Annotated in this window: 21 protein-coding genes and 1 riboswitch; of the genes, 11 read left to right on the top strand and 10 right to left on the bottom strand. The window is 59.0% G+C overall.

Annotation, left to right across the window (positions count from 1 at the left end):
- Window positions 1-9: 9 nt before the first annotated feature.
- The 4 genes from FTE24_RS00110 to FTE24_RS00095 form a co-directional block, all read right to left on the bottom strand.
- Complete coding sequence (locus FTE24_RS00110; RefSeq protein ID WP_150234832.1) at window positions 10-906, bottom strand: tetratricopeptide repeat protein; 897 nt, start codon at window positions 904-906, stop codon at window positions 10-12.
- Window positions 907-924: 18 nt separating this feature from the next.
- Window positions 925-1,872 carry an ATP-binding protein gene (locus tag FTE24_RS00105; RefSeq protein ID WP_150234834.1) on the bottom strand — a complete coding sequence of 316 codons (948 nt, stop codon included), beginning with the start codon at window positions 1,870-1,872 and terminating at the stop codon, window positions 925-927.
- Window positions 1,873-2,027: 155 nt separating this feature from the next.
- Window positions 2,028-3,335, bottom strand: coding sequence for a glutamate-1-semialdehyde 2,1-aminomutase (locus tag FTE24_RS00100; RefSeq protein ID WP_150234836.1), 1,308 nt, complete (start codon window positions 3,333-3,335; stop codon window positions 2,028-2,030).
- 183 nt (window positions 3,336-3,518) lie between these two features.
- On the bottom strand, window positions 3,519-4,550 hold the full coding sequence (locus FTE24_RS00095) for an LCP family protein (protein WP_150234838.1): 1,032 nt from the start codon (window positions 4,548-4,550) through the stop codon (window positions 3,519-3,521).
- A 254-nt stretch (window positions 4,551-4,804) separates the two neighbouring features.
- Here FTE24_RS00095 and FTE24_RS00090 point away from each other — a divergent pair, with 254 nt between their 5' ends.
- The 5 genes from FTE24_RS00090 to FTE24_RS00070 all read left to right on the top strand — a co-directional run bounded on the left by FTE24_RS00090 (window position 4,805) and on the right by FTE24_RS00070 (window position 9,341).
- A complete protein-coding gene (locus FTE24_RS00090) occupies window positions 4,805-5,857 on the top strand; it encodes an ABC transporter ATP-binding protein (RefSeq protein ID WP_150234840.1) in 1,053 nt (350 codons plus the stop codon).
- A complete protein-coding gene (locus FTE24_RS00085; protein ID WP_141448416.1) occupies window positions 5,850-6,644 on the top strand; it encodes an ABC transporter permease in 795 nt (264 codons plus the stop codon). Before FTE24_RS00090 ends, FTE24_RS00085 begins: the two co-directional genes overlap by 8 nt.
- Before the next feature lie 4 nt (window positions 6,645-6,648).
- Window positions 6,649-7,434, top strand: a complete 786-nt coding sequence (locus FTE24_RS00080; RefSeq protein WP_150234842.1) for an ABC transporter permease — start codon at window positions 6,649-6,651, stop codon at window positions 7,432-7,434.
- A gap of 847 nt (window positions 7,435-8,281) precedes the next feature.
- A complete protein-coding gene (gene bcp / locus FTE24_RS00075) occupies window positions 8,282-8,743 on the top strand; it encodes a thioredoxin-dependent thiol peroxidase (protein ID WP_150234844.1) in 462 nt (153 codons plus the stop codon).
- A 361-nt stretch (window positions 8,744-9,104) separates the two neighbouring features.
- Window positions 9,105-9,341: a hypothetical protein gene (locus tag FTE24_RS00070; RefSeq protein WP_150234845.1), complete on the top strand. Its 237-nt coding sequence runs from the start codon at window positions 9,105-9,107 to the stop codon at window positions 9,339-9,341.
- Window positions 9,342-9,444: 103 nt separating this feature from the next.
- On the opposite strand, the gene FTE24_RS00065 is transcribed toward FTE24_RS00070, so the two are convergent.
- Window positions 9,445-10,230, bottom strand: a complete 786-nt coding sequence (locus tag FTE24_RS00065) for a DedA family protein (RefSeq protein ID WP_150234847.1) — start codon at window positions 10,228-10,230, stop codon at window positions 9,445-9,447.
- Between the two features lie 194 nt (window positions 10,231-10,424).
- Between FTE24_RS00065 and guaA the strand changes: the two genes are divergently transcribed.
- Together guaA and FTE24_RS00055 are read left to right on the top strand one after the other, a co-directional pair.
- Window positions 10,425-11,963: a glutamine-hydrolyzing GMP synthase gene (guaA, locus tag FTE24_RS00060; protein ID WP_141448421.1), complete on the top strand. Its 1,539-nt coding sequence runs from the start codon at window positions 10,425-10,427 to the stop codon at window positions 11,961-11,963.
- 194 nt (window positions 11,964-12,157) lie between these two features.
- A complete protein-coding gene (locus FTE24_RS00055) occupies window positions 12,158-13,366 on the top strand; it encodes a multidrug effflux MFS transporter (RefSeq protein WP_150234886.1) in 1,209 nt (402 codons plus the stop codon).
- 47 nt (window positions 13,367-13,413) lie between these two features.
- On the opposite strand, the gene FTE24_RS00050 is transcribed toward FTE24_RS00055, so the two are convergent.
- The 5 genes from FTE24_RS00050 to FTE24_RS00030 all read right to left on the bottom strand — a co-directional run bounded on the left by FTE24_RS00050 (window position 13,414) and on the right by FTE24_RS00030 (window position 18,457).
- Window positions 13,414-14,472 carry an ABC transporter ATP-binding protein gene (locus tag FTE24_RS00050; protein WP_150234849.1) on the bottom strand — a complete coding sequence of 353 codons (1,059 nt, stop codon included), beginning with the start codon at window positions 14,470-14,472 and terminating at the stop codon, window positions 13,414-13,416.
- Window positions 14,462-15,355, bottom strand: a complete 894-nt coding sequence (cysW, locus tag FTE24_RS00045; protein ID WP_141448423.1) for a sulfate ABC transporter permease subunit CysW — start codon at window positions 15,353-15,355, stop codon at window positions 14,462-14,464. Before cysW ends, FTE24_RS00050 begins: the two co-directional genes overlap by 11 nt.
- A 3-nt stretch (window positions 15,356-15,358) precedes the next feature.
- Window positions 15,359-16,207, bottom strand: a complete 849-nt coding sequence (cysT, locus tag FTE24_RS00040) for a sulfate ABC transporter permease subunit CysT (RefSeq protein WP_141448424.1) — start codon at window positions 16,205-16,207, stop codon at window positions 15,359-15,361.
- 94 nt (window positions 16,208-16,301) lie between these two features.
- Window positions 16,302-17,390, bottom strand: coding sequence for a sulfate ABC transporter substrate-binding protein (locus tag FTE24_RS00035; RefSeq protein WP_237401563.1), 1,089 nt, complete (start codon window positions 17,388-17,390; stop codon window positions 16,302-16,304).
- On the bottom strand, window positions 17,387-18,457 hold the full coding sequence (locus FTE24_RS00030) for a LacI family DNA-binding transcriptional regulator (RefSeq protein ID WP_150234851.1): 1,071 nt from the start codon (window positions 18,455-18,457) through the stop codon (window positions 17,387-17,389). The genes FTE24_RS00035 and FTE24_RS00030 overlap by 4 nt, the downstream gene beginning before the upstream one ends.
- A 202-nt stretch (window positions 18,458-18,659) precedes the next feature.
- Between FTE24_RS00030 and FTE24_RS00025 the strand changes: the two genes are divergently transcribed.
- The 4 genes from FTE24_RS00025 to FTE24_RS00010 all read left to right on the top strand — a co-directional run bounded on the left by FTE24_RS00025 (window position 18,660) and on the right by FTE24_RS00010 (window position 22,655).
- The gene (locus FTE24_RS00025) at window positions 18,660-19,271 is read left to right on the top strand and encodes a DUF1349 domain-containing protein (RefSeq protein WP_150234853.1); all 612 of its coding nucleotides are present in this window, start codon (window positions 18,660-18,662) and stop codon (window positions 19,269-19,271) included.
- A complete protein-coding gene (locus FTE24_RS00020) occupies window positions 19,271-20,350 on the top strand; it encodes a leucine-rich repeat domain-containing protein (RefSeq protein ID WP_150234855.1) in 1,080 nt (359 codons plus the stop codon). The genes FTE24_RS00025 and FTE24_RS00020 overlap by 1 nt, the downstream gene beginning before the upstream one ends.
- A 28-nt stretch (window positions 20,351-20,378) precedes the next feature.
- A complete protein-coding gene (locus FTE24_RS00015; protein ID WP_150234857.1) occupies window positions 20,379-20,759 on the top strand; it encodes an MmcQ/YjbR family DNA-binding protein in 381 nt (126 codons plus the stop codon).
- 267 nt (window positions 20,760-21,026) lie between these two features.
- A riboswitch (purine riboswitch) is annotated at window positions 21,027-21,128 on the top strand.
- Between the two features lie 135 nt (window positions 21,129-21,263).
- Window positions 21,264-22,655 (top strand): NCS2 family permease, encoded by a 1,392-nt coding sequence (locus FTE24_RS00010; RefSeq protein WP_150234859.1) that lies wholly within the window; start codon window positions 21,264-21,266, stop codon window positions 22,653-22,655.
- Window positions 22,656-23,358: the final 703 nt, after the last annotated feature.

The following is a 23,358-nucleotide window of genomic DNA, read 5'->3' as shown; positions in this document are numbered from 1 at the left end:
GGCGGGAGATTATTTCTCCCGCCTTTTCGGCGCGCGCCGCCAGCCGTACACCTGGACGTGCACGAAAGCTTTGCTCAGCATGAAGCTGAGCATGTACAAAATGACGAGCAGGATGACCAGCGGCCGGAACACGATCGACGCGATGATCCAGATCAGCACCAGCTTCCACGGCTTGAAGCGCCGGAAGAACACCGGCAGGGTGAAGATCCGGTAGAACCAGAAGTTTTTTTGCAGCGACTGCATGTATTCCGTCCGGATCTGTTCGTCGTCGGGATCGAGCCGGATCGCCTGTTCCATCATGGTCTTGGCGCCTTTTGCGTCGCCCCGCCGATCCGCCGCCCAGCCCAGATACAGAAACGTCTGGGCACGTTCGACGTCTTCGCGCAGCGCCGTCTCGGCCGATTCGATCGAATCGTCGAAGCGCAGGCAGTTGGCGAGCACGTAGCTGTGCAGCGCATGGTACAACCCGTTCTCCGCGTCGATTGCGAGCGCCTGTTCGATGCTCACGCGGGCCTGTTCGAACTTGCCCTGCTTGTTGTGCATATTGGCCAGCAAATAATGCAGATGCGCCCGATACGGATTGATGCGCAGCGCTTCTTCGGCCGCTTCCCGCATCAATTTCCACTCGTTGGTCGCGTAATGGATAACCGCGCGGAAGAACCAGCCGTCATCGTCGTCGGGATCGATGCGCAGCGACTGGTTCGTGCATTCCAGCGCCCGGTCGAATTCGCCCGTATTGATATAGGCGAGCGCCAGCGCGTTGTACGGTCCCGCCGTCTCCGGCTCCTCGCGCAGCCATTCGCCGGCTTCGGCCAGCGCTTCCTTGTGCTTGCCCCAGCCGAGCAGCCGCTGGAACCGTTCGGCGCGCACGCCCGGCGGGACCGGGCCGTTGATCTCTTCGCTCATCGCGCCACCTCCGGGATTTTAGCGGATTTTGTGCCTTTTGATAAATTCCAGCACCTGCGCGTATTCGCCGTTCGTGTCGCTGAACGTGGCATAGTTGCGCGCGGTGGCGAACCAGTCGAGCGTGGACGCCTGCCGGGTCTTCAGGACGCGGCGGAAATCGGTCTCCGCGAGCGGTTGGATCTCGCCCGTCTCCATCGCGCGCTCCAGCGCAAGTTCGGTTGCGTCCCGCACGAGCTGATCGAGATCCGCGCCGGAGAACAGGGGCGTGCTCTCGGCCAGCTTGCGCACGTTGATTCCGTCGGCCGGCTTGCCGTGCAGCTTGAGCTTGAGAATCATGTCGCGTTCCTCTTCTTCCGGCGGCGTGACGAACAGCAGATTGTTGAAGCGTCCCGGGCGCCGCAGGGCGGAGTCGAGATACCACGGCGTATTGGTCGCGCCGACGATAAAGACGTTCTCGTTGAAGCTTGCGAGTCCGTCCAATTCGACCAGCAGCTGGTTGACGAGCATGCGGTCGTGATGCTGGCGCATGCCGTGGCGGCTGCCGCCGAGCGCGTCCAACTCGTCGATAAATAGGACGCAGGGCGCTTCGGCGCGTGCTTTTTCGAAAATGGCATGCAGATTGTGTTCGCTGCCCCCGATGTACATGGACAGGATCGCCTGAAGTTCCAGATGCAAAAAGCTCGCGTCGATCTCGCCCGCGATCGCGCGGGCCAGAAACGTTTTGCCGCAGCCGGGAGGTCCGTACAGCAGCAGGGAACCGCCCGCTTCCCGGCCGTAGGCCGCGAACAGCTCGGGCTGCTGGAGCGGGAGAATGAAGTTCATGCGGATCTTCTTCTTGACCTCTTCCAATCCGCCGACGTCGGCGAAAGTCACGGGCGGTTTCTCGATCTCGACGAGATCCTCCGCGTTTTTGTCGAATTGGATCACTTTGAGATTTTTGCGGCGCTGCTCTTTATCGTCGTCCATGGGATCTCCTCTCGCGTGCGCTTTTCTTACTATCATAACCCATCTATGGGAATGGGCCTATGCCAAAATCACCTTCGGGTCCGCGGATTGCACGGAGACGAAGGTGATTGCGAGGGTCTTGCCCAGGAACGGGCGCGAAAAGCGGGCAAGCCGCTTCAGCGCATGCTTTTGAACGTCTCGTCCGCCGCGGCAAGCGTGGCGTCGATATCCGCGTCCGTATGCGCGGTCGTCAGGAACCACGCTTCGTACTTGGACGGAGCGAGGCAGATGCCGCGGTCCAGCATGCCGCGGAAGAAAGCGGCGAACGCTTCGCCGTCGGTATTCTGCGCCTGGTCGTAGTTGGTGACCGGATGGTCGCAGAAATGCGTGGAGAACGAACCGCGAATGCGGTTGATCGTCAGCGGCACGCCGTGGCGCCGGGCCGATTCGGCGATGCCGTCCGTCAGGCGGATCGCCAGGCGGTTCATCTCTTCGTAGACGCCTTCGCCCTGCAGCACTTCCAGGCAGGCGATGCCGGCCGAGACGGACGCCGGGTTGCCGGCCATCGTACCGGCCTGGTAAGCCGGACCGAGCGGGGCGACCTGGTCCATGACGTGCTTGCGGCCGCCGTAGGCGCCGATCGGCAGCCCGCCGCCGAGAATTTTGCCGAGCGCCGTGAGATCCGGCATGATGGCGTCGTGATTGTCCAGTTCCGCGAACGTCTGCGCGGAGCCGTAATGGAAGCGGAACGCCGTGATGACTTCGTCGTAGATGACGAGCGCGCCGTGGTCGTGCGTCAGCTTGCACAGTCCTTCGAGGAAGCCCGGAGCCGGCATGACCATGCCGAAGTTGCCGACGATCGGCTCGACCATGACGGCCGCGATCTGTCCTTCCCAACGGTTGAGCGCTTCTTCGAGGCTTGGCAGGTCGTTGAACGGCACAGTAATGACTTCCTGGGCGATGCTGGCCGGCACGCCGGCGCTGTCCGGAATGCCGAGCGTGGACGGGCCGGAACCGGCCGCCACGAGAACGAGATCCGAATGGCCGTGATAACAGCCGGCAAATTTGATGATCTTCGAGCGGTTCGTGTACGCGCGGGCGACCCGGATCGTCGACATGACCGCTTCCGTGCCGGAGTTGACGAAGCGGACTTTGTCCATGGACGGGATAGCGTCTTTGAGCATCTTGGCGAGCTTGATCTCAAGCTCGGTCGGCGTGCCGTAGAGGATGCCGTTCTGCGCGGCGCGCACGATCGCTTCGGTGATGTGCGGGTGGGCGTGGCCCGTAATGATCGGCCCGTAAGCGGCCAGGTAGTCGATATATTCGTTGCCGTCGACGTCCCGGAAACGGGAGCCCTGGCCCTGCTGCATGAATACGGGTGCGCCTCCGCCGACCGCTTTGAACGAGCGGGAAGGGCTGTTGACGCCTCCGACGATATGTTCGAGCGCTTCGGCGTAAAGTCTTTCGGAATTTGGACGATTCATGGTACACGATCCTTTCGATATAGGGGCTGCGGCATGCGCAAAGCGATGCCGGATCAAGTCAAAGGACGCCTTGGGTCAAGGCGCCCTTTAAGCGTAACGAATTTTGCATCCCGCGTACAGGGACGATTTGGTTACAGCTTGGGCAGTGCTGCGTCGTTGGGCGGCTTCCGCCGGCCCGGCGACTTACTGCGGTTCCCCGCTGCCTTCGCCGAGCGCTTCGTTCTTCCGGCCCGAAGGAGCGGGTACGGCCGGCTCTCCCGGAGCGTTCAGCGTATCCTGAACGAAGCTTTCCAGCTTCTCCTGGCTGCTGACGGTGAGGACGGCCGCGCCTTTGATCGTCTCTTCGCGCAGCAGCGGATTCGGCGGAATCTGTTCGCTGCCGCCGATTTGGCTGTCGTAGGCGACGCTTGCGAGCTTCCACATGTCGCCGACGCTCAGGTTGGTGTCGATGTACGGATTGACCTGCTCCAGAATGTCGGGCAGCTTCATGATCGAAGTGTTCGACTTCAACTTGTCCGCGACCGCTTTGAGGAACTCGCGCTGCCTGCCGGTACGGCTGAAATCGGACAGCCGGTCATGCCGGAAGCGCACGTACTGGAGCGCGGTTCGGCCGTCGAGGTGCTGCTGGCCTGCCTTGAGATCGATATCGTATTCCGGTCCGTCGGCCGCGCTGAGGTACTTCATATCTTTTTCAACATTGAAGTCTACCCCGCCCACGGAATCGACCAGCGCGATAAAGCCCTGAAAGTCCGTATAGACGTAATACTGGATCGGAATGCCGAGCAGGCCGCCGACCGCTTCCATCGCCGTATTCGGTCCGTGCGTAATAGCGGTGTTGATACGCTGCTTGCCGAACCCGGGAATATCGGTGTACGTGTCACGCATGATGGAGAACATATGGATCGTTTTGCGGACCGGATCAAGCGAAGCGACCAGCATCGTGTCCGAACGGGGAATATCGCCGGCGAGCGAGTCGCGGCCGTCGACGCCCATGAGCAGAACGTTGACCGGTTCGCGGCCTTCCCATTTGGGCGGTTCCTGCGCGGCTGTCTTCTCGGTCGCGGGCAGATTGCGAAACGGGGAGGACTCTCCGACTTTTTGCAGATTGGACACTTGATTGTACAGATTGGAAAAATAATAAATCGAGTAACCCGCGGCGGAAGCCAAGACCAGGGCGAGCACCCAGACGATTGTCAGCCTGCTTTTTTTTGTCATTCGCTTTCTTCCTTTCCTTGTTGCAAAATAGGAGAGATCGATTCGGCGTTTGCCATTGCGGCATCCCTCCATTATAATTTTTTTCGGAGCGGCAGGCAATTCACCGCGCGGTCCGGCGAACGGCGGGGGCGTAACCGTCCGCAGCGACCCGCCGCAACCCGAATGACCGTTGTCATCCCGATCGGAATCAAGACCCGAATCAAGAACGCATACAGGCACTCCGGCCCGAGCCGGATGCGAAGAGAGGAACATCTATGAACGCCATCGAAGTCGAGCACTTGAACAAAACGTTCAAAGTCCAGAAGAACCGCGGCGGCCTCAAAGGCGCGCTGCAGGATTTATTTTCCCGTCAATACAACGAAGTCGCGGCGGTCAACGACATCTCCTTCTCTATTCCCGCCGGCGAGATCTGCGGATATATCGGCGAGAACGGAGCGGGCAAGTCGACGACGATCAAGATGCTGACCGGCATTCTCGTCCCGACTTCCGGCAAGCTCAACGTCGGCGGCTACGTGCCGCACGAGGAGCGCGAGAAGTTCGTCCGCAATATCGGCGTCGTGTTCGGCCAGCGCAGCCAGCTCTGGTGGGACATCGGCGTCATCGAATCGTTCGGCCTGCTGCGCAAAGTGTACGGCGTGGGCGAGAACGATTACAAAAAGCGGCTGGACGAACTCGTCCAGCGCCTCGATCTGGGCGAGCTGCTCAGCCGCCCCGTGCGCAAGCTGAGCCTCGGCCAGCGCATGCGCTGCGAGCTGGTGGCCGCGCTGCTGCACAACCCGTCGATCGTCTTCCTGGACGAGCCGACGATCGGTCTCGACATTATCGTCAAGACGGAGATTCGCGAATTCCTCAAAGACATGAACCGGCAGCACGGCACGACCATCCTGCTGACGACGCACGATCTGCAGGATATCGAAGCGCTCTGCTCGCGGGTCATCATGCTCGACGAAGGCCGCATCATCTACGACGGCGGGCTTGATACGCTGAAGTCCCGCTGGGGACAGGGGACGCGCGTCACGTTCCAGTTCGGAGCGCCGTGTCCGCTGCCGAGGCTGCAGGGATTGACGTCGGAACTCGGCGTGAGCTGGACCGCGGACAACGATCTGCACGCCGAAGTGCTGGTGCCGGGCGAGATGAGCGTGTCCGACGTGCTGGCCCGCGTCGTCGGCCATGCGGACATCGCGATCACGGACATCAAGATCACCGAGACGACGACCGACGAGATTGTGCGCCAGATTTACCGGACCGGTTCGGCGACCGCGCCGGCGGCCCCGGTCGCGGAAGGCGGGCACAACTCCCATGCTTAGCGTCTATACCGATTTTATCCGCATCCGTTTTCTGACGATGCTGGCGTACCGCGTCAATTATTATTCCGGCATCCTGATCTACATGCTGAACATCGGCGTCTACTACTTCACTTGGCAGGCTATCTACGGGGACAAAGGCGAGATCGGCGGTTTTACCGCTTCGCAGATGACGACGTATATCGCCGTATCATGGATGGCGCGCGCGTTCTACTTCAACAATCTGGACCGCGAGATCGCGACCGATATCCGGGACGGTTCCATCGCCATCCAGTTTATTCGTCCCTACAATTATTTGTTCGTCAAAATGATGCAGGGCTTCGGCGAAGGATTGTTCCGCTTCACGCTGTTCATGATTCCCGGCATGCTGCTGGCGCTGCTGCTGTTCCCGGTGAGACTGCCGACGGACCCGCTGGCGTGGATCGGCTTCCTGGTCATGCTGTTCTTCAGCTTCCTGATCAACTCGCAGCTGAACATCCTGACCGGGCTGATGGCGTTTTTTGTGGAAAATAACGAAGGCATCATGCGCATGAAACGGGTCGTCGTCGACCTGTTCTCCGGCCTCGTCATTCCGATCAGCCTGTTCCCCGGGTGGCTCAGCGCGACCATGCAATGGCTGCCTTTTCAGGCGATCACGTACCTGCCGGGTTCGGTCTTCACGGGACGCACGAAAGGGACGGGCATTCTCGAAGTATTCGGCATCCAGCTGATCTGGTTCTTCGCTCTGCTGATCCCGATCTTTTTCATGTGGCGGGCGGCGCGCAAGCGGCTGTTCGTACAGGGGGGCTAAGCGCATGTACTATATCGGATTGGTTATCGAGTATCTCAAAAATTATATGAAAACAAGGCTGACGTACCGCGCGGACTTCTGGGTCGAGGTCATCTCGGACCTGCTGCTTCAGGCGAGCAACCTGGTCTTTATCTTCGTCGTCTTCGGCCATACCGATACGCTGGGCGGCTGGAGCGAAGCGGAAGTCGTATTCGTGTACGGATTCTTCATGGTGCCGTTCGGGCTGTTCAGCTGCTTCGTCAACCTGTGGAATTTCAGCGACCGCTACATCGTCAAAGGCGAGATGGACCGTATCCTGACCCGTCCCGCCTACAACCTGTTTCAGATTTTCCTGGAAAATATCGACCCGCCGGGCCTGATCGGTTCGGTGATCGGCCTGGTCATCATGGTCATCAGCGGCGGACAGCTCGGTCTGGAACTGCTCTGGTGGCATATTCCGGTGCTGCTGCTGTTCGCGCTCAGCGCGACGCTTATCTACACCGGCATCTATATCACGCTGACGTCGCTGTCGTTCTATTCCGACTCGCCGACCGGCATTATTCCGCTGCTGTACAATATCCAGAACTACGGCCGCTATCCGGTCACGATCTATAACCGCGCGATCCAGTTCTTATTGACCTGGATTTTGCCGTTCGCGTTCGTCGGGATCTATCCGGCTTCGCTGTTCCTCGGCCGGACGGAGATGACGCATATGGCGTGGCTGACGCCGGTCATGGCGGCGATCTTCCTGACGATCGGGCTGACGAGCTGGAATCTCGGCGTGAAGAAGTATCGCGGGGCAGGATCGTAGACGGGAGGCGCTCGGCAGGAGGGGGCGCTCCGGGGGAAGGGGGCCTTACGATCGCTGTTTCGGTTTGATTTCTTCGATTGTATTTTATAGGGGTGAAATCAAACCTCAAAGGCGAACGCTCCGCTTCTTCAGGCTCCCCTTCCCCCTCCGCTGCGTCCTGCCTGGCGGTGGAGGGGGAAGGGAAAAGATCGTACAAGCCTAAGGGCAGAAAGCATAAGAGCGTGAAAGTGTAAGAGCTGCGACGTCGGAGGGCGAGAACGCGCCCTGGACGTCCAAGTGCAGAGGGACGTCGGCGGGCGAGAATGCGCCCTGGACGTCGAAGGGCAGAGGGACGTCGGAGGGCGAGAATGCGCCCTGGACGTCGAAGGGCACGGGACGTCGGAGGGCGAGAACGCGCCTTGGACGTCGAAGGGCAGGTCAAAATCAGATCGGGGAGCGGCCGGGAGGTGGCTTCCGGCGGCTTCCGGGAATCCCGGCTCTCCGAAAGGAGGGTCGGGATTCTTTGGCGCGTAACGAATCGATGTATCGCTAATGATTCGTATTCGGCTTTTTTGGAACATTAACGAATCGTCGTCACGCTATGAGGGCCGAAAAGGCTTCAAAACGGCCAATCGGGACGAATAAGGGGCTGACGATTCGTTAGAATGGGGAAACCGGGAAAACAGGGGGAATAGCGTGCTCAGGATTCGTTAGCTTGTCCGGGCCGCCCACATTTTCTCGATCGGAGCGGCCGGAGGGGGGACTCCGGTTCCTTTCTTGCGCAGGGAGTTTGCTGTTAAAATGGGAATGAGCGAAGCTCGGCACGATTGCGAACCCAAATTTCAAACGCCAAAGGAGCGATTCAGTTATGTTAGAAGTCGGACAACCGGTACCGGAGTTCAGCCTGCCCGCCGTCGGAGGCGAAGAAATCAAGCTCGGCGATTACAAAGGCAAGAAACTCGTGATTTACTTTTACCCGAAAGACATGACGCCCGGCTGCACGCAGCAGGCTTGCGATTTCCGCGATTCGGAGAGCTTTTTCGCGACGAAAAATGCGGCCGTGATCGGCATCAGCGCCGACGACGTCCAATCGCACGAGAAGTTCGGCGCCAAATACGACCTGCCTTTCCCGCTGCTGGCAGATACGGATCACGCGGTCAGCGAGCGCTTCGGCGTGTGGCAGCTCAAGAAAAACTTCGGCAAAGAATACGAAGGCATCGTGCGTTCGACGTTCCTGATCGACGAAGAAGGACGCCTCGTTCGGGAGTGGCGCAAAGTCAAAGTCGAAGGACATGTGGACGAAGTGCTGCGGTCGATCGACGAGATTTGACCCGTTTAACGATATTCGCCTTGTTTCAAGGCTATTTGGTGAAAAACGACAAAAATTGTTTGAGAAAAAACGAGAAAACGTTTAGATTTATGTGAGGTAATGAAAATGAAGTCTCATTGACTAATGGGATTTGGCGCAGAACAGGGGGGAATTCATACAGGCGTCGAACGGTGGGGGAACCGATTTTATACAAAAAGCGGAAAGCCGTTCGCAAACAGGGAACCGAACAAGTTTCCGGCGTATTCCGAATCGCGGGGCAAGGGGTCTCGTGCTTTCGGATACGGGTGTCTTGGGCAGTTCCGGCCGTCGGTCGGTTCTGCGGTGGGTACTTGATGATTTTCAGGGGAGAGGAAAGTGGATTATGCAAATCATTCCGTCTTGGGTAAGAGTGGACCACAATTCGTACAATGCAAAACTTCGGGGGATCTACAAAACCGTCAAAGATAACGACATCACGGCAGCCTGCGAACAAGCCAAGCGTCTTTACATGGATCTGCGCGAAGATTTGGAGATCCGGGGCATCGAAGTGCCGGAGCCGGAATCCGCTTCGGCCGAACCGCCGGAATCCGATCCCAGAACGGCACGAGCCGGTATCTAAGCTCAGCCTGCCTGCGGCGAACACGGATTCTATGCGCCGCCGACACAGCATGACACAACCCCCCGGGCCTGCGGGCCCGGGGGGTTTTTGGTGCGTTCCGGCTTCACGGCTTGACGCGCGATTTCAGCACGATCTTCGACGGGAAGCGTCCCGGCGCAAGCTTGACGATATGGGCGCGCTTGAGGCGCCGGCGAAGAAGCGCGATCTCGTCGGAAGCCGGCTGCGGCCGCGAGGGCTTGGAGCGGGCGGACCGCTTCTTGCCCGACAGGTACCGGGGCAGCGCGGCTGCGATCGAAGCGGCCAGCGCCCGGTATTTGAAGATCAGGAAGACGCCGAGCAGCAGGGCGGCGACGGCCGCGATCCAGACGACATACTGTTCGGCCAGCTTGAACGCGACCGACCACTGCGGCCCGAAGATTTTGCCGAGGCCGAGAAACAGCAGCGTCCAGAACAGCGCGCCGGTGTAAGCGTACAGGGCGAACTTTTTGAACGGAATATTCATGATGCCGGCAAAGTAGCCCGTAAAGTGGCGCACGCCGGGAATGAAATAACCGAAAAAGATAAGCGCCGGACCGTATTTCGAGAAAAACTTTTGCGTTTTGACCAGCTTGCTTTCTTTGAAAAACCAGCCGCCGAAGCGCAGCAGGGCAGGCAGCCCGGCTTTTTTGCCGATTACGTACGTGATGCTCATGCCGATCGTGGTGCCGAGAAAAGCGACGAGCAGCAGCAGGTCGAACCGCAGCGCTCCCGTATACGACAAGTACCCGGCATAGGCCATCGTCGTTTCGCCGGGAAACGGGAGGGCGATAAATTCCAGGAACAACCCCAGGAACATGACCAGGTATCCGTAATGTTCGAACAGCTGCTGGACCATTTTGAATATTTCCATATGTCTTCGGGCTCCTTTGGACAATGAATGCGGCGGATGTTTCCCTTGATTTTACGCCAGATGGGCCCGGAAAATCCATCTTCGCTTCGCCTGTCTTCCCAAGTTGGACATTCGGCCCGGGCGATGCCCTTTTTTTCTTGCGGTATTTCAGGGGCATCGGTATAATTAGCGACAGTAATTAAGGGAGGCGTGACATGAATAAACCGAACGAACTCATTGTCGTATTGGACTTTGGGGGACAATATAACCAACTGATTGCCAGAAGAATTCGTGATTTGGGCGTATTCAGCGAGCTAATGCCGTACAATACCCCGGTTGAACGCCTGCGTGAACTGAATCCGGCGGGGATCGTCTTCTCCGGAGGGCCGCTCAGCGTATACGAAGAAGGAGCGCCTCACGTCGATCCGGCCATTTACGAGCTCGGCCTGCCGATCTTCGGCATCTGCTACGGCATGCAGCTCATGGCGCAGCAGCTCGGCGGCAAAGTCGAACGCGCGGGCAAGCGCGAATACGGCAAAGCCGACGTCGAGTTTTTGCATAACAGCGTCCTGACCCAGGGCCTCGATGCCAAGCAGACCGTCTGGATGAGCCACGGCGACCATGTCGTGACGCTGCCGGAAGGCTTCGTGCTGGAAGCCGGCACCGAATCGGCGCCGATCGCGGCGATGAGCCACAAGGAGCGCAACCTGCACGCGGTGCAGTTCCACCCGGAAGTGCGCCACTCCGTCTACGGCAACGAGATGATCAAGAACTTCCTGTACGAAGTGTGCAAATGCAGCGGCGAGTGGACGATGGAATCGTTTATCGAAGACGCGATTCAGGATATCCGCAACAAAGTCGGCGACCGCAAAGTGCTGTGCGCGCTGAGCGGCGGCGTCGATTCGTCCGTCGTGGCGATGCTGATCCACCGCGCGATCGGCGATCAGCTGACGTGCATGTTTATCGACCACGGCCTGCTGCGCAAAGGCGAAGCGGAAAGCGTCATGGAGACGTTCGTCGGCAAGTTCGATATCCACGTGGTCAAGATCGACGCGCAGGAACGTTTCCTGAGCAAGCTCGCAGGCGTCGAAGACCCAGAGCAGAAGCGTAAAATTATCGGCAACGAATTCATCTACTGCTTCGACGAAGAATCGGCCAAGCTCGGCGATTTCGACTTCCTGGCGCAGGGTACGCTGTACACGGACATCGTGGAGAGCGGAACAGCGACGGCGCAGACGATCAAGTCGCACCATAACGTCGGCGGCCTGCCGGCGGACATGAAGTTCAGCCTGATCGAACCGCTGAACACGCTGTTCAAGGACGAAGTGCGCAAAGTCGGCGAAGAGCTCGGCATGCCGCATGCGATCGTCTGGCGCCAGCCTTTCCCGGGCCCGGGTCTCGCGATCCGCGTGTTGGGCGAAGTGACGGAAGAGAAGCTGACGATCGTACGCGATTCGGACCTGATCCTGCGCGAAGAGATCGCCAAAGCGGGTCTCGAAAGCGAGATCTGGCAGTATTTCACGGCGCTGCCGAACATGAAGAGCGTCGGCGTCATGGGCGACGCGCGCACGTATTCGTACACCGTCGGCATCCGCGCGGTCACTTCGATCGACGGAATGACCGCCGACTGGGCGCGCATTCCGTGGGACATTCTGGAGAAAATTTCGGTCCGCATCGTCAACGAAGTGGACAACGTCAACCGCATCGTGTACGACGTGACGTCCAAACCGCCTTCCACGATCGAGTGGGAATAGGCGTTAACCGGCATACGAAGTACGGGAACGGATAACGTTTCGGTTTGCAATCCCCGCCAAGGGCCTACTTGGCGGGGATTTTTTTCGAAAAAAATAAAGCATGAAATTTAAAATAAATAAGGTTCACTTAGTAACCGGCGTACTGTATAATCTGGAATCAGACTGGAAGAAGAAGGACGGAGAATCGGAACATGATGAATAAGAACAGCAGCAGTCGATGGAGCGTGATCGGGCTCGCTTTATTGCTGGGTGTATTTTCGACGTTGGGACCGTTTACGATCGACATGTATTTGCCCGCGTTTCCCGAAATCGCAAAAGACTTTGGTACGACCGCTTCCTTGGTACAATTCAGCTTGACCGCTTGTTTGCTCGGACTCGGCATTGGACAGTTGGTCGTCGGGCCTTTGAGCGATGCTTACGGCAGACGCCGGCCTTTGTTGATCGGCATTATCGCGTACGTCATCATATCGTTGGCCTGCGCGTATTCTCCGAATATCGGCATGTTGATCGTGCTGCGGTTTGCCCAAGGGTTCGCGGCTTCCGCCGGAATCGTCATATCGCGCGCGATTGCCCGCGATCTGTACAGCGGTCATGAACTGACCAAATTTTTCTCTCTGCTGCTGCTTGTAGGCAACCTCGGACCGTTGGTCGCTCCGATTGCCGGAAGCGGAGTGCTCAACTTTACGACATGGCCGGGCGTCTTCGTGTCCTTGTCGATTCTGGGCGTTTTCCTGTACGTGATGACGCAGTTTCGTCTCAAGGAAAGTCATCCGCCCGAACGGCGCGTCTCGCCGAATTTCAAATCCCAGCTGCTTAATTACGGCGTAATGCTGCGCGATCGGAAGTTCGTGGGCTACATGTTGGCGCAGGGCATCCTGACGGGAGGGGTGTTCGCCTACGTGGCAGCCACACCGTTCGTCTATCAAAATATTTACGGGGTGTCTCCGACGATGTTCTCCGTATTGTTTGCTTCCAACGGAATCAGCTTGATGATCGGTTCCCAAATCGTCGGGCGGATCTCGCACCGGGTTCCGGAGCAGAAGCTGATCGTAGTCGGCTTATGGATGGCGTTCCTGTCCAGTATCGTCGTGGCAGGGGTGACGCTTGTGGAAGGACCGCTGTTTGCTTTGGTTATTCCTTTGTTTTTCTTCGTATGTTCGATCAGCATTACGTCCACGGCCGCTTTCCCGCTCGCCATGGAGAGCCAGTCCAAAAATGCGGGCAGCGCGGCGGCATTACTCGGCCTTGTTCCGTTCGTACTCGGAGGGCTGGTCGCGCCGATCGTCGGCATTGCGGGCGAGGACACGGCCGTTCCGCTCGGTTTCACTTTGATGGGCACGAGTCTTGCCGCGATTCTGGCTTACTTTATGCTGGTGAGAAAAGCGGAGCAGGCGGAACAATGATTTCAAAAAAGGACAGCTGCGCGTTTGCGCGGCTGTCCTTTTTCTCGTTAAATAAACACGGTGTCGGCATTTTGGAGCGCCCGGTTCTCCACCAGCTGCACCCGGTCTTCGTCGTACACGTACAGCCGGTACACGAGCACGCTGACCCGTTCGCCGGGCGACAGCTCGTCTTCTTCGGGCGAGAGATAGCCGACCAGCCGCATGCCTTTGACGTTGACGTGCACTTCGATCAGGCTGCCCCGGAAAAAGACTTCTTCGACGATGCCGTCTTCGGCCGCGTGCAGCTGCTGCTGTTTGCCGTGCTTGGTAATGCGGATCAGTTCGGGCCGGATGACCGCTTTGTCGTAGCCGGCGTACTGCTCGAAGCCGTGCAGCGCCTCGTAGTGGTCGAGCACAAGCGATTCCCCGATGAACCGGGCGGCAAACGGCGTAGCAGGCTGTTTGTAGATATGCGCCGGCGTGCCTTTTTGCTCGATGCGTCCTTTGTTTACGATGATGATCTCGTCGGCCACTTCGACCGCTTCATCCTGGTCGTGGGTCACGAACATGCTCGTGATGCCAAGCGAGTTGATCGTCTCCCGCAGCCAGATGCGCAGCTCTTTGCGAATCTTGGCGTCGATCGCCGCGAACGGTTCGTCGAGCAGCAGCAGATGCGGATTGGGCGCGAGCGCCCGGGCGAACGCCACGCGCTGGCGCTGCCCGCCGGACAGCTGGTGCGGATAGCGCTTTTCCAGGCCGTGCAGTCCGACCAGGTCGATCAGCTCGTTGACCCGCTCCCGGATAAACGGTTTGTCCTTCTTCTCGACCGTCAGGCCAAACGCGATATTGTCGAACACGGTCATATAGCGAAACAGCGCGTAGTTCTGGAACACGAAGCCGATGCCGCGCCGGCTGGCCGGCACGTCGTTCACCCGGCTGCCGTCGATGAAAATGTCTCCCGCATCCGGATGCACCAGTCCCGCAAGCGTCCGCAGCAGGGTCGTTTTGCCGCTGCCGGACGGGCCGAGCAGCCCGACGAGCCGTCCTTTTTCCACCGTGAACGAGACGCCGTCCAGCGCTTTGAATCCCCGGTAGTTTTTGTCTACGTCACGTAGTTCAACGTACATGGTCGCGTTCCTCCTTACGGCCTTTGAATTCGACGATATTGCGCAAAATCAGGATCAGCACCGCCGCGACGACCAGAATGGCCGAGACGGCAAACGCCGCGGTCAGTTGGAACTCGTTGAACAGAATCTCGATATGCAGCGGCAGCGTGTTCGTCTTGCCGCGCAGATGCCCCGATACGACGGACACCGCGCCGAATTCCCCGAGCGCCCGCGCCGTGCAGAGAATGACCCCGTACAGCAGGGCCCACTTGATATGCGGCAGCGTCACTTTGCGGTAGATCGTCCAGCCTTTGGCGCCCATCAGGGCCGCGGCTTCTTCTTCGTCGGTGCCCTGCGCCTGCATGAGCGGGATGAGTTGGCGCGCGACGAACGGGAACGTGACGAAAATCGTCGCCAGAATGATGCCCGGCACGGCGAACACGACTTTGAGATCATGCGCCTGCAGGAAATCGTAGGCCCAGCCGATCCTTCCGAACACGAGAATGAACACGAGGCCCGCGATGACCGGCGAGATGGCGAACGGAATATCGATCAGCGTAGTCAGGAACTGCTTGCCGCGAAAATGGAACTTGCTGATCGCCCACGAAGCGAAGACGCCGAAAATCGTGTTGCAGATCACGGCGACGACGGTAGTCAGCAGCGTGAGCTGAAGCGCCTTGATCGCGTACGGATCGGTGACGGCGTTGGCGAACACGTCCCAGCCCTGCTTGAGCGCATATACGCATACGGTAACGAGCGGCAGGATCAGCATGACCAGAATGAACAGCACGCCGAGCGTGATCAAGGTCAAGCGTGCCGCACGGCCGGGCGGACGCGTCGGAACCGGATCGGACTTGGGCCGCGCTTCGCGGTCGGGACGGGGATCGGTGAGCAAATTTTCCATCGGTCACTCCGCTCCTTTCGCCGCGTAATCGAGCCTCGACTGCACGAGATTGATCGCGAACAGGATCAGAAAAGAGAAGACGATCATAACGAGCGCGATCGAAGCGGCCGCCCCGTAATTGAACTGTTCCAGCTTGCTCATAACGATCAGCGGCAGGATCTGCGTCTCGTACGGAATGTTGCCGGCGATAAAGATGACGCTGCCGTACTCGCCGAGTCCCCGCGCGAACGCAAGCCCGAAGCCGGTCAGCAGCGCGGGGCGGATCTCCGGGAACACGACTTTGCGGAAAATGCGAACCGGGCTCGCGCCGAGGATCGCCGCCGCTTCTTCGTACGAAGCGTCCAGCTTCTCCAGCACCGGCTGGATCGAGCGCACGACGAACGGGATGCCGATAAAGATCAGCGCGATCGTAATGCCGATCGGCGTATACGCGACCTTGATGCCCAGCGGCAGCAGCAGGCTGCCGATCCAGCCGCTGTCCGCGTACAGCGTCGTCAGCGCGATGCCCGCCACCGCGGTCGGCAGGGCGAACGGCAGCTCGATCAGGCCGTCCAGAATCCGCCTGCCCGGAAAGCGGTAGCGGACGAGGATCCACGCCAGGATCGTGCCGAACACGGCGTTGATCAGCGCGGCCGACAGCGCGCAGAGCAGGCTCACCTTATAGGCGGCGACGGCCTGGGGATCGCGGATCGACTGCCACAGTTCCGCGGGGCCGACGCCCGACAAGACGACGAAGATGGAGAGCAGCGGAATCATGACGATCAGCCCGAGCATGGAGATCGTGATGCCCATCGACAGCCCGAAGCCGGGGATGACCCTGTTTTTTTGGCGGAACAGCTTCACACTTCCCATGACGGTAGCCCCTTTGGCCGCGGCGCGACCGCTTGACCGTCCCGCGCTCGGGGAGCCAAGCGACAGGATGCCCGATCATCGGACATCCGCGCCGTTATTTTTGATAAATTTGGTCGAAAATCGCGCCGTCCGCGAAAAACTTCTCGGTCGCCGCCTGCCAGCCGCCGAACTCGTCGTCGATGTTCACGAGCTTCAGATCGAGGTCGAATATGTCTTTGAATGTCGACAGGATCTCGGGATTCGACGGGCGGTAATAGTTGTCGCCGGCGAGCTTCTGCGCTTCGTCGGAGTACAGATACCGCAAATATTCGGTCGCGACCGCTTCGGTGCCGCGCTTTTTCGCGACCTCGTCGACGACGGCAACCGAAGGCTGCGCGAGGATGCTGATGCTCGGCGTGACGATCTCGTAGTCGTCCGGATGTTCCTTGATCGACAGGAACGCTTCGTTCTCCCAGGCGAGCAGCACGTCGCCCTGCTTGTTCTCGACGAACGTCGTCGTGGCGCCGCGGGCGCCCGTATCGAGCACCGTCACGTTGTCGTAGAGGCTTTTGACGAATGCGGTCGATTTCGCTTCGTCGCCGCCGCCCTGTGCCTGCGCATAAGCCCAGGCGGCCAGGAAGTTCCAGCGCGCGCCGCCGGACGTTTTCGGGTTCGGGGTGATCACCTCGACGCCGCTTTTGACGATATCGTTCCAGTCTTTGATCCCTTTCGGATTGCCTTTGCGGACAAGGAAGACGATGGTGGACGTGTAGGGCGAACTTTGTTTGTCGAATTCGTCGACCCAGCCCGGCTCGATCAACCCGCCTTTTTCCAGCTCGGCCACGTCCTGTTCCAGCGCGAGCGTCACGACGTCGGCTTCGTTGCCTTCCAGCACCGAACGCGCCTGCTTGCCGGAACCGCCGTGCGACTGGACGACGCTGACGTCTTGGCCTTCCGTTTCTTTCCAGTGATTCTGGAACAGCTTGTTATAAGCTTCGTACAGTTCGCGGGTCGGGTCGTAGGAGACGTTTGTGATCTCGACCGAGGCCGGTCGGTCCGAACCCGCCGCGGCGCCGGCCGCCGCACCCGTCGCCGCTCCGTTCGAGCCGCAGGCTGTGAGCGGGGACACCGCTACCAGCAGCGTCAAGCCCAGCAAAGCCTTTTTCTTCATCGCGTGCAGTCCGTGCGGGTATGGCTTTCTCATGATCGTTTCCCCCTTAACAAAATGGTCGATGCGTGCGTGCCGGTCGATTCCGGCGGAGCCGTGCTTTCGCGAATCAGCAGCTTATGCGGAAGAAAGATTTGCATGGGCAGCCGATGTTCCCGGTTGATCCGGTCGAGCAGTGTGCGAACCGCCATCCGCCCCATCTCGACCTTCGGAATGCTGACCGTCGTCAGGACGGGAGAGACGTACTGGGCCACTTCGATATCGTCGATGCCGATTACGGAGAGCTGCGCGGGAATCCGGATGCCGGCTTCGGCAAACCGCTTGATCGCCGCGATCGCCGTAATATCTGTGGCGCAGAACGCGGCGGTCGGCAGCGGGCTTGCGGCGCGGAGCAGCAGGTCCGCGCCCGCGTATCCGCCCGGCCCGTCCTGCGAGACGGAGGCGGTCAGCGCCGGATCGGCTTCGAGGCCGTGCGCCAGAAGCGTGTCCGTGTAGGCGCGGTAGCGAATCTCGTCCTCGGTGTCGCCGATGTACGCGATGCGCTTGTGCCCGAGCCCGATCAGGTGCAGCAGCGCCGTCCGGGCCGCTTCGTAGCCGTCGCACACGACCTGGTCCCATTGCGAGTCGATCACGTTGCGTCCGACGTAGACGAGATTGCGATAATGCCGTTCGAGGAGAGAACGCGTCGGCATCCCCAGTCGTCCGAGCACGATGGCGCCGTCCGCCCGGGGAATGTTCGGGCTGAAGCCTTGTGGCGCCTGCTGAAGATCGAACACGGAATGGTAAGCCGACACGGTACAGCCTTTTTCCAGCGCCTGCTGTTCGATCGCCCGGGCGGTCTGCGCGAAAAACGGATTGTCTTCCAGGTCCCGGGTCCGTCCGAGGATGCAGGCGAGCGTCGTACATCGGGCGACCGCCTCTTCGCGTCGGCCCTGTTTGAGCTCCCGCGCCGACTGGTTGGGCACGTACCCGGTTTCGTGAATGATTTTCCAGACCCGATCCCGAACCGATTTGCGCGCGAAGCTGTCATCGGAAGAATTGATGATGCGCGATACGGTCGACGTCGATACTCCGGCAAGCTCCGCAATCTCCTTCAAAGTCATGTTCGCGCTCCTCTCCGGCAGCTCTTTTCTAATTCATACTAATTTCATTGGTTTAATAAGCGTTATTATAGTCCGGCTTTGCCAAAAACTTCAACGGAAAATAAGTGTAACGTTTGCGGAAAGATGGAAAGAGCTGTCATCGGGCCGTGCATTACGTTAAAATGAGGGAGAAATCCGTATCTGAATAAAGGAGGAGAACAACATGGAATACATACCTGCCCAGATCGACCGTTTGAAAACGATGACCGAACCGGAACGCCTCGAGACGTCGGAGGGAGTGCTCAAGCTGCATACCCGCGCCGATACCGATTTTTGGCTCAAAACGCATTACGGCTTCGAACGTTATAACGGACATGTGCTGTACGACGAGATCGTAGGAGATTTCGTCGCCGTCACCGAGCTGACGATGGCCCCCCGTTATACGTTCGACCAATCCGGTCTGTTCGTGGAAGTCGACCGCGACAACTGGCTCAAGACGTCGGTGGAATATATTCCGGGCGCGCCTTCGCATCTGGGTGCCGTCGTGACGCGCGGCGGCTACTCCGACTGGTCGACGCGCAACGCGGACGCCGACCTGTTCGAACGCCGGCTGCAGTTCAAGGTGACGCGCGAAGGCGAAGATTTTCTGATCCACGCGCGCGAAGCGGACGGGGAATGGGAACAGCTGCGTATCGCCCATCTGGACTGCCCGGAAGGAGCAGCGTTGAAAGTCGGCCTGTATTCGGCAAGCCCGGGCACGGAAGGCGGCTTCGAGACGTCGTTCCACCGATTCGAGATCCGCAAGCACGAGCGCGCCGCGGATTCTTCGTCCTAATGGAAGAGATCGGTCTCGGCGGCCGCCTGCAGGGGAACATTAATTGGACGCCGGCCGATATCGCTGCGCTGGCGGAGGAACCGTCGCTGCGCATTCTGCAGTACAGCGAGCAGGAAGTGCCGGACGCGGAGATGTTGGACGCGCTCAATGGGCTGTTCGCGGCGCGGCCCGATGTGGAACTGCGCCTATACGGATTCCATCTTCGGCCGGCGGATTTGTCCGTGCTGAAGCGCCTGCCCGACGTGGAAAAGCTGTCGGTCGACTGCTGCTCGCGGGTAGAGAACCTGGGCGCGCTCGGCGGGCTGTCCAAGCTGCGCGAACTCACGCTCGACGTGTTCGAGCTGGACTCGTTCGACGTGCTGGGCGAAGTGCGAAGCGGGCTGGAACGCCTTGCCCTCGGCAAGACGCGCTCGAAAAAGCCCGATCTGTCCGTGCTGAGCCGCTTTGCGGGATTGGAGCGGCTGTCCCTTGCCGGGCAGCGCAAACATCTGGACGTGGTGCATAGGCTCGGCAAGCTGCGCGAGCTAACGGTATACGGCGTGCCGCTTGGCGACCTGTCGTTCCTCGGCGGCAATCCGGGGCTTGCGGAGCTCTCGCTCGGCTTCGGCGGCGCCGAAGAACTGGACGGCCTGCGCGCGGCGGAGCGGCTGGAACGGCTGTCGCTCACGAGCGTGCGCGGCTTGAACCGCCTGGACGTGCTGGCCGCGCTGCCGCGGCTGCGGGAACTGAAGCTGCGCAATCAGCCGAAGCTTGCGGCGCTGCCGGATCTGTCGGAACTGCCGCACCTGAGCGCGATCGAATGTTACGAAGTGGCGCTTGAGAGTCTGGACTGGGCATCGACGGCGCCGGGCCTGGACCAACTGGCCTTGCTGGATGTGAAGACGCTGGAAGCCGGAGATTTCGCCAAGCTGCTCGCGGCATGCCGGCCGCCGCGGATTCGCGTATCGATGCTTCGGGCCGCGCAGAGAGAAGCCGTCAGCCGTATGCTTGCGCAGACCGGTTACGTCGAAGGCAAGCGTAACGAGTGGAGGATACTCGAAGACGACAGGAACAACGCGCGGCAGTCGCGGCAGGGATGAAGGAATCTTTTTTGAAGGAGGAAGCGAAGTGGAAGTGACGGACGAATGGATTCGCGAGACGTGTCTGGAACTGCCGGGGACGGAAGCTTTTTTGAAAGAAGAATGGGGCAGTCTGCTGTATCGGATCGGCGGCAAATACTTCGCGATGCGCGGAACGGATAACGAAGGCCGGCAGATTCTGACGCTCAAATGCGATCTCCGGCTGGCCGAAGAGTATCGCGAACGCTATGCGCAGATCGTGCCCGGCTACTACTCCAACAAGTCCCACTGGAACAGCGTGCTGCTTGAACAGGGAGGACTGGAGCCCGAATTTCTGCGCGGAATGATCCGTCACTCCTACGAATTGGTGCGCGGCGGACTGACGAAGAAGCTGCGGGACGAACTTCCACCGCTGCCGGAAACGTCCTAAAAAGCGAACGTTTTCATAAAAGAGCCGGTTTTCAAATTCGACGTTTTGCTTCTGACTGCGGTGCAGTCCTTCTCCGGGTGTGCTTGCGCGGGAAGAAGCGGGGCGTTTTTTTCTTTTTGCGGACGTGTATGGGAATTGACGAACATTGAAATAATATATTGCGAAAATCATTCGTTTTTTGGTTGACAAGCTTATTGACCTGTCCTAGAATGTAACCTGTGAAGCCGACCAGCCGGAACGTATGCTTTGGCGTCGGCGGATAAGGTAATCGACAACAGCAACAGCGTTCGTATAATTCCGGGAATGGGCCCGGGAGTCTCTACGTGATCACCGTAAATGATCGCTCTACGAAACGGGAGGAAGCGCCTTTGCGGCTCAGACGTTCACGTCTCGCCGCCGAGCCGCGCGTTCTCCCGGTTCCAAGAGTACCGGAGGCGGCAGCGTCGTATCCGGTACTCTTTTGTCGTTCCCCCATTTACATTCCCGAGGAGGAAAATTGGTATCATGGAAAAGTTCTTTAAACTCAAAGAACACGGCACCACATTCAGAACGGAAATCATCGCCGGTCTGACGACTTTCATCACGATGGCCTACATCCTGGTCGTGAACCTCTCGTTCCTCGGTCCCGACGGCGCGGGCATCCCGGCTTCGGGCGTATTCTTCGCAACGGCGGTAGGCGCGGGCCTCGTGACGATCCTGATGGGATTGTTCGCGAACATTCCGGTGGCGCTGGCTCCGGGCATGGGGCTTAACGCGTACTTCATGACCGTCGTGCTCAGCTCCAACGGAGCGATCACGTGGCAGGCGGCTCTCGGCGCGGTCTTCATCTCCGGTCTCATCTTCATCATCCTGACCGTGACCAAGGTGCGCCAAATGCTCATTGTGGCGGTGCCGTCCTCGATCAAGGCGGCGATCACGGTCGGTATCGGCTTGTTCGTCACCATCATCGGGATGAAGCTGGGCAACATCATCTCCGCTTCGGCCACGGTAACGGGCATCACGGACGTAGCGCAGCTTCAGGCTCCGGTGACGATCCTCGGCTCGAACTTCCAGTTGGCGCTCGGCGATTTCATGCACCAAAAAGACACGCTGCTGTCGCTGATCGGGATCTTCATTATCGGAGCCCTGATGGTCATGCGCATTCGCGGGGCGCTGCTGATCGGCATCGTGCTCATTACGCTGATCGGCATTCCGATGGGCGTGACGGATCTGAGCGGTCTGTCCACAGGCACCTGGATTCCTTCGTTCGGCGATCTGGCCGTCGGCCAGTTGGACATTATGGGCGCGCTGCAGCTCGGGTTGTTCGAGATCGTGTTCGTCTTCACCTTCGTCGAGCTGTTTGATACGTTCGGCACGCTCGTCGGTACGGCGGAACGCGCCGGCCTGATGAAGAACAAGGAAGAAGGCGAGAAGAAGATCGGCAAAGCGATGCTGGTCGACGCGGTCGGTGTCAGCACCGGCGCGGTTCTCGGTACGAGCACCATCACTTCCTACGTGGAGAGCACGGCGGGCATCGCGGAAGGCGGACGCACGGGCCTGACTTCGGTTACGACAGGCGTACTGTTCCTGCTGGCGATGTTCATCGCTCCGCTCGCCCTGATCGTGCCTTCGGCGGCAACGGCTCCGGCGCTCATCATGGTCGGCGTGCTGATGATCGCCCAGGTGCGCAGCATCGATTGGGAAGATATGCTGCAGGCAATCCCGGCTTTCCTGACGATCATCTTCATGCCTTTCACGAACGGGATTGCCAACGGCATCTCGATCGGTATTCTCGCTTACGTCATTCTCGGCGGATTGAGCAGCTTGTTCACCGCTCGCAAAGTGAAGATCCATTGGTTGATGTGGGTGTTGGCCGTTCTCGTCCTGGCGCGCTACGTCTTCCTCGGCGGCGAGTAATCCAAACTTACAGACAAAAAACAGAGAGAAAACGTTCAAAAGGGGAAAAGTACGGAACCTGTATAAAGCGGCTGTTCGTCCATCGACGACGGCCGCTTTTTTTTGCGTGGAATTCCAGACTTTTTTGAGATAGCCGATTTGCGTCTATTAGTGGTAAGGAAATTTGCGGCGGAAAAAAGGGCGATCCGGGCGGCGTTTTTTTTGATAAAAGGGGGTTGTTTTGCTTTTGGGAGGATGTTATAGTCTAGGAACCGCCTTGAGAGAGCGCCGGTGCGGTTCGCGAAAGTGAGCAGGTACATAATGAGATCGGACGAACGCTTCGCAAGAAGCCGGAAAAAGATTTCAAAAAAAGACTTGCAAAACGAAAACGGACATGCTAATATATAAGAGTTGCTGCTGCGAGCGAAACAAGCGAGCGGGGCACACGAGTAAGACCGAGTAACACCNGATTAACGAGTTTGTTCTTTGAAAACTGAACAGTGAGTAACGAGAATCACGGAACCCAGCCGGGCCAAGTGATTCGAGGAACCGCGCTTAGCGAAAGGTTTTGATCTTCGGATCTGAATCTTGGAGCGTAAGACGGTTTAGAGTGAATATAGGGAATGTAAATTCCCGCCACGTTTTAACGAGCACATGGTGCTTTCTTGACAAGTCAACTTCAAGACCATCCGCTTTATCCGAATCCAGGCCCTATGGGGTCTCT

It is taken from the genome of Saccharibacillus sp. WB 17, assembly GCF_008634075.2.
Lineage (GTDB): Bacteria > Bacillota > Bacilli > Paenibacillales > Paenibacillaceae > Saccharibacillus > Saccharibacillus brassicae.
The sequence above is the reverse complement of the archived record's forward strand: the minus strand, read 5'-3'. Positions and strand labels throughout refer to the sequence as shown.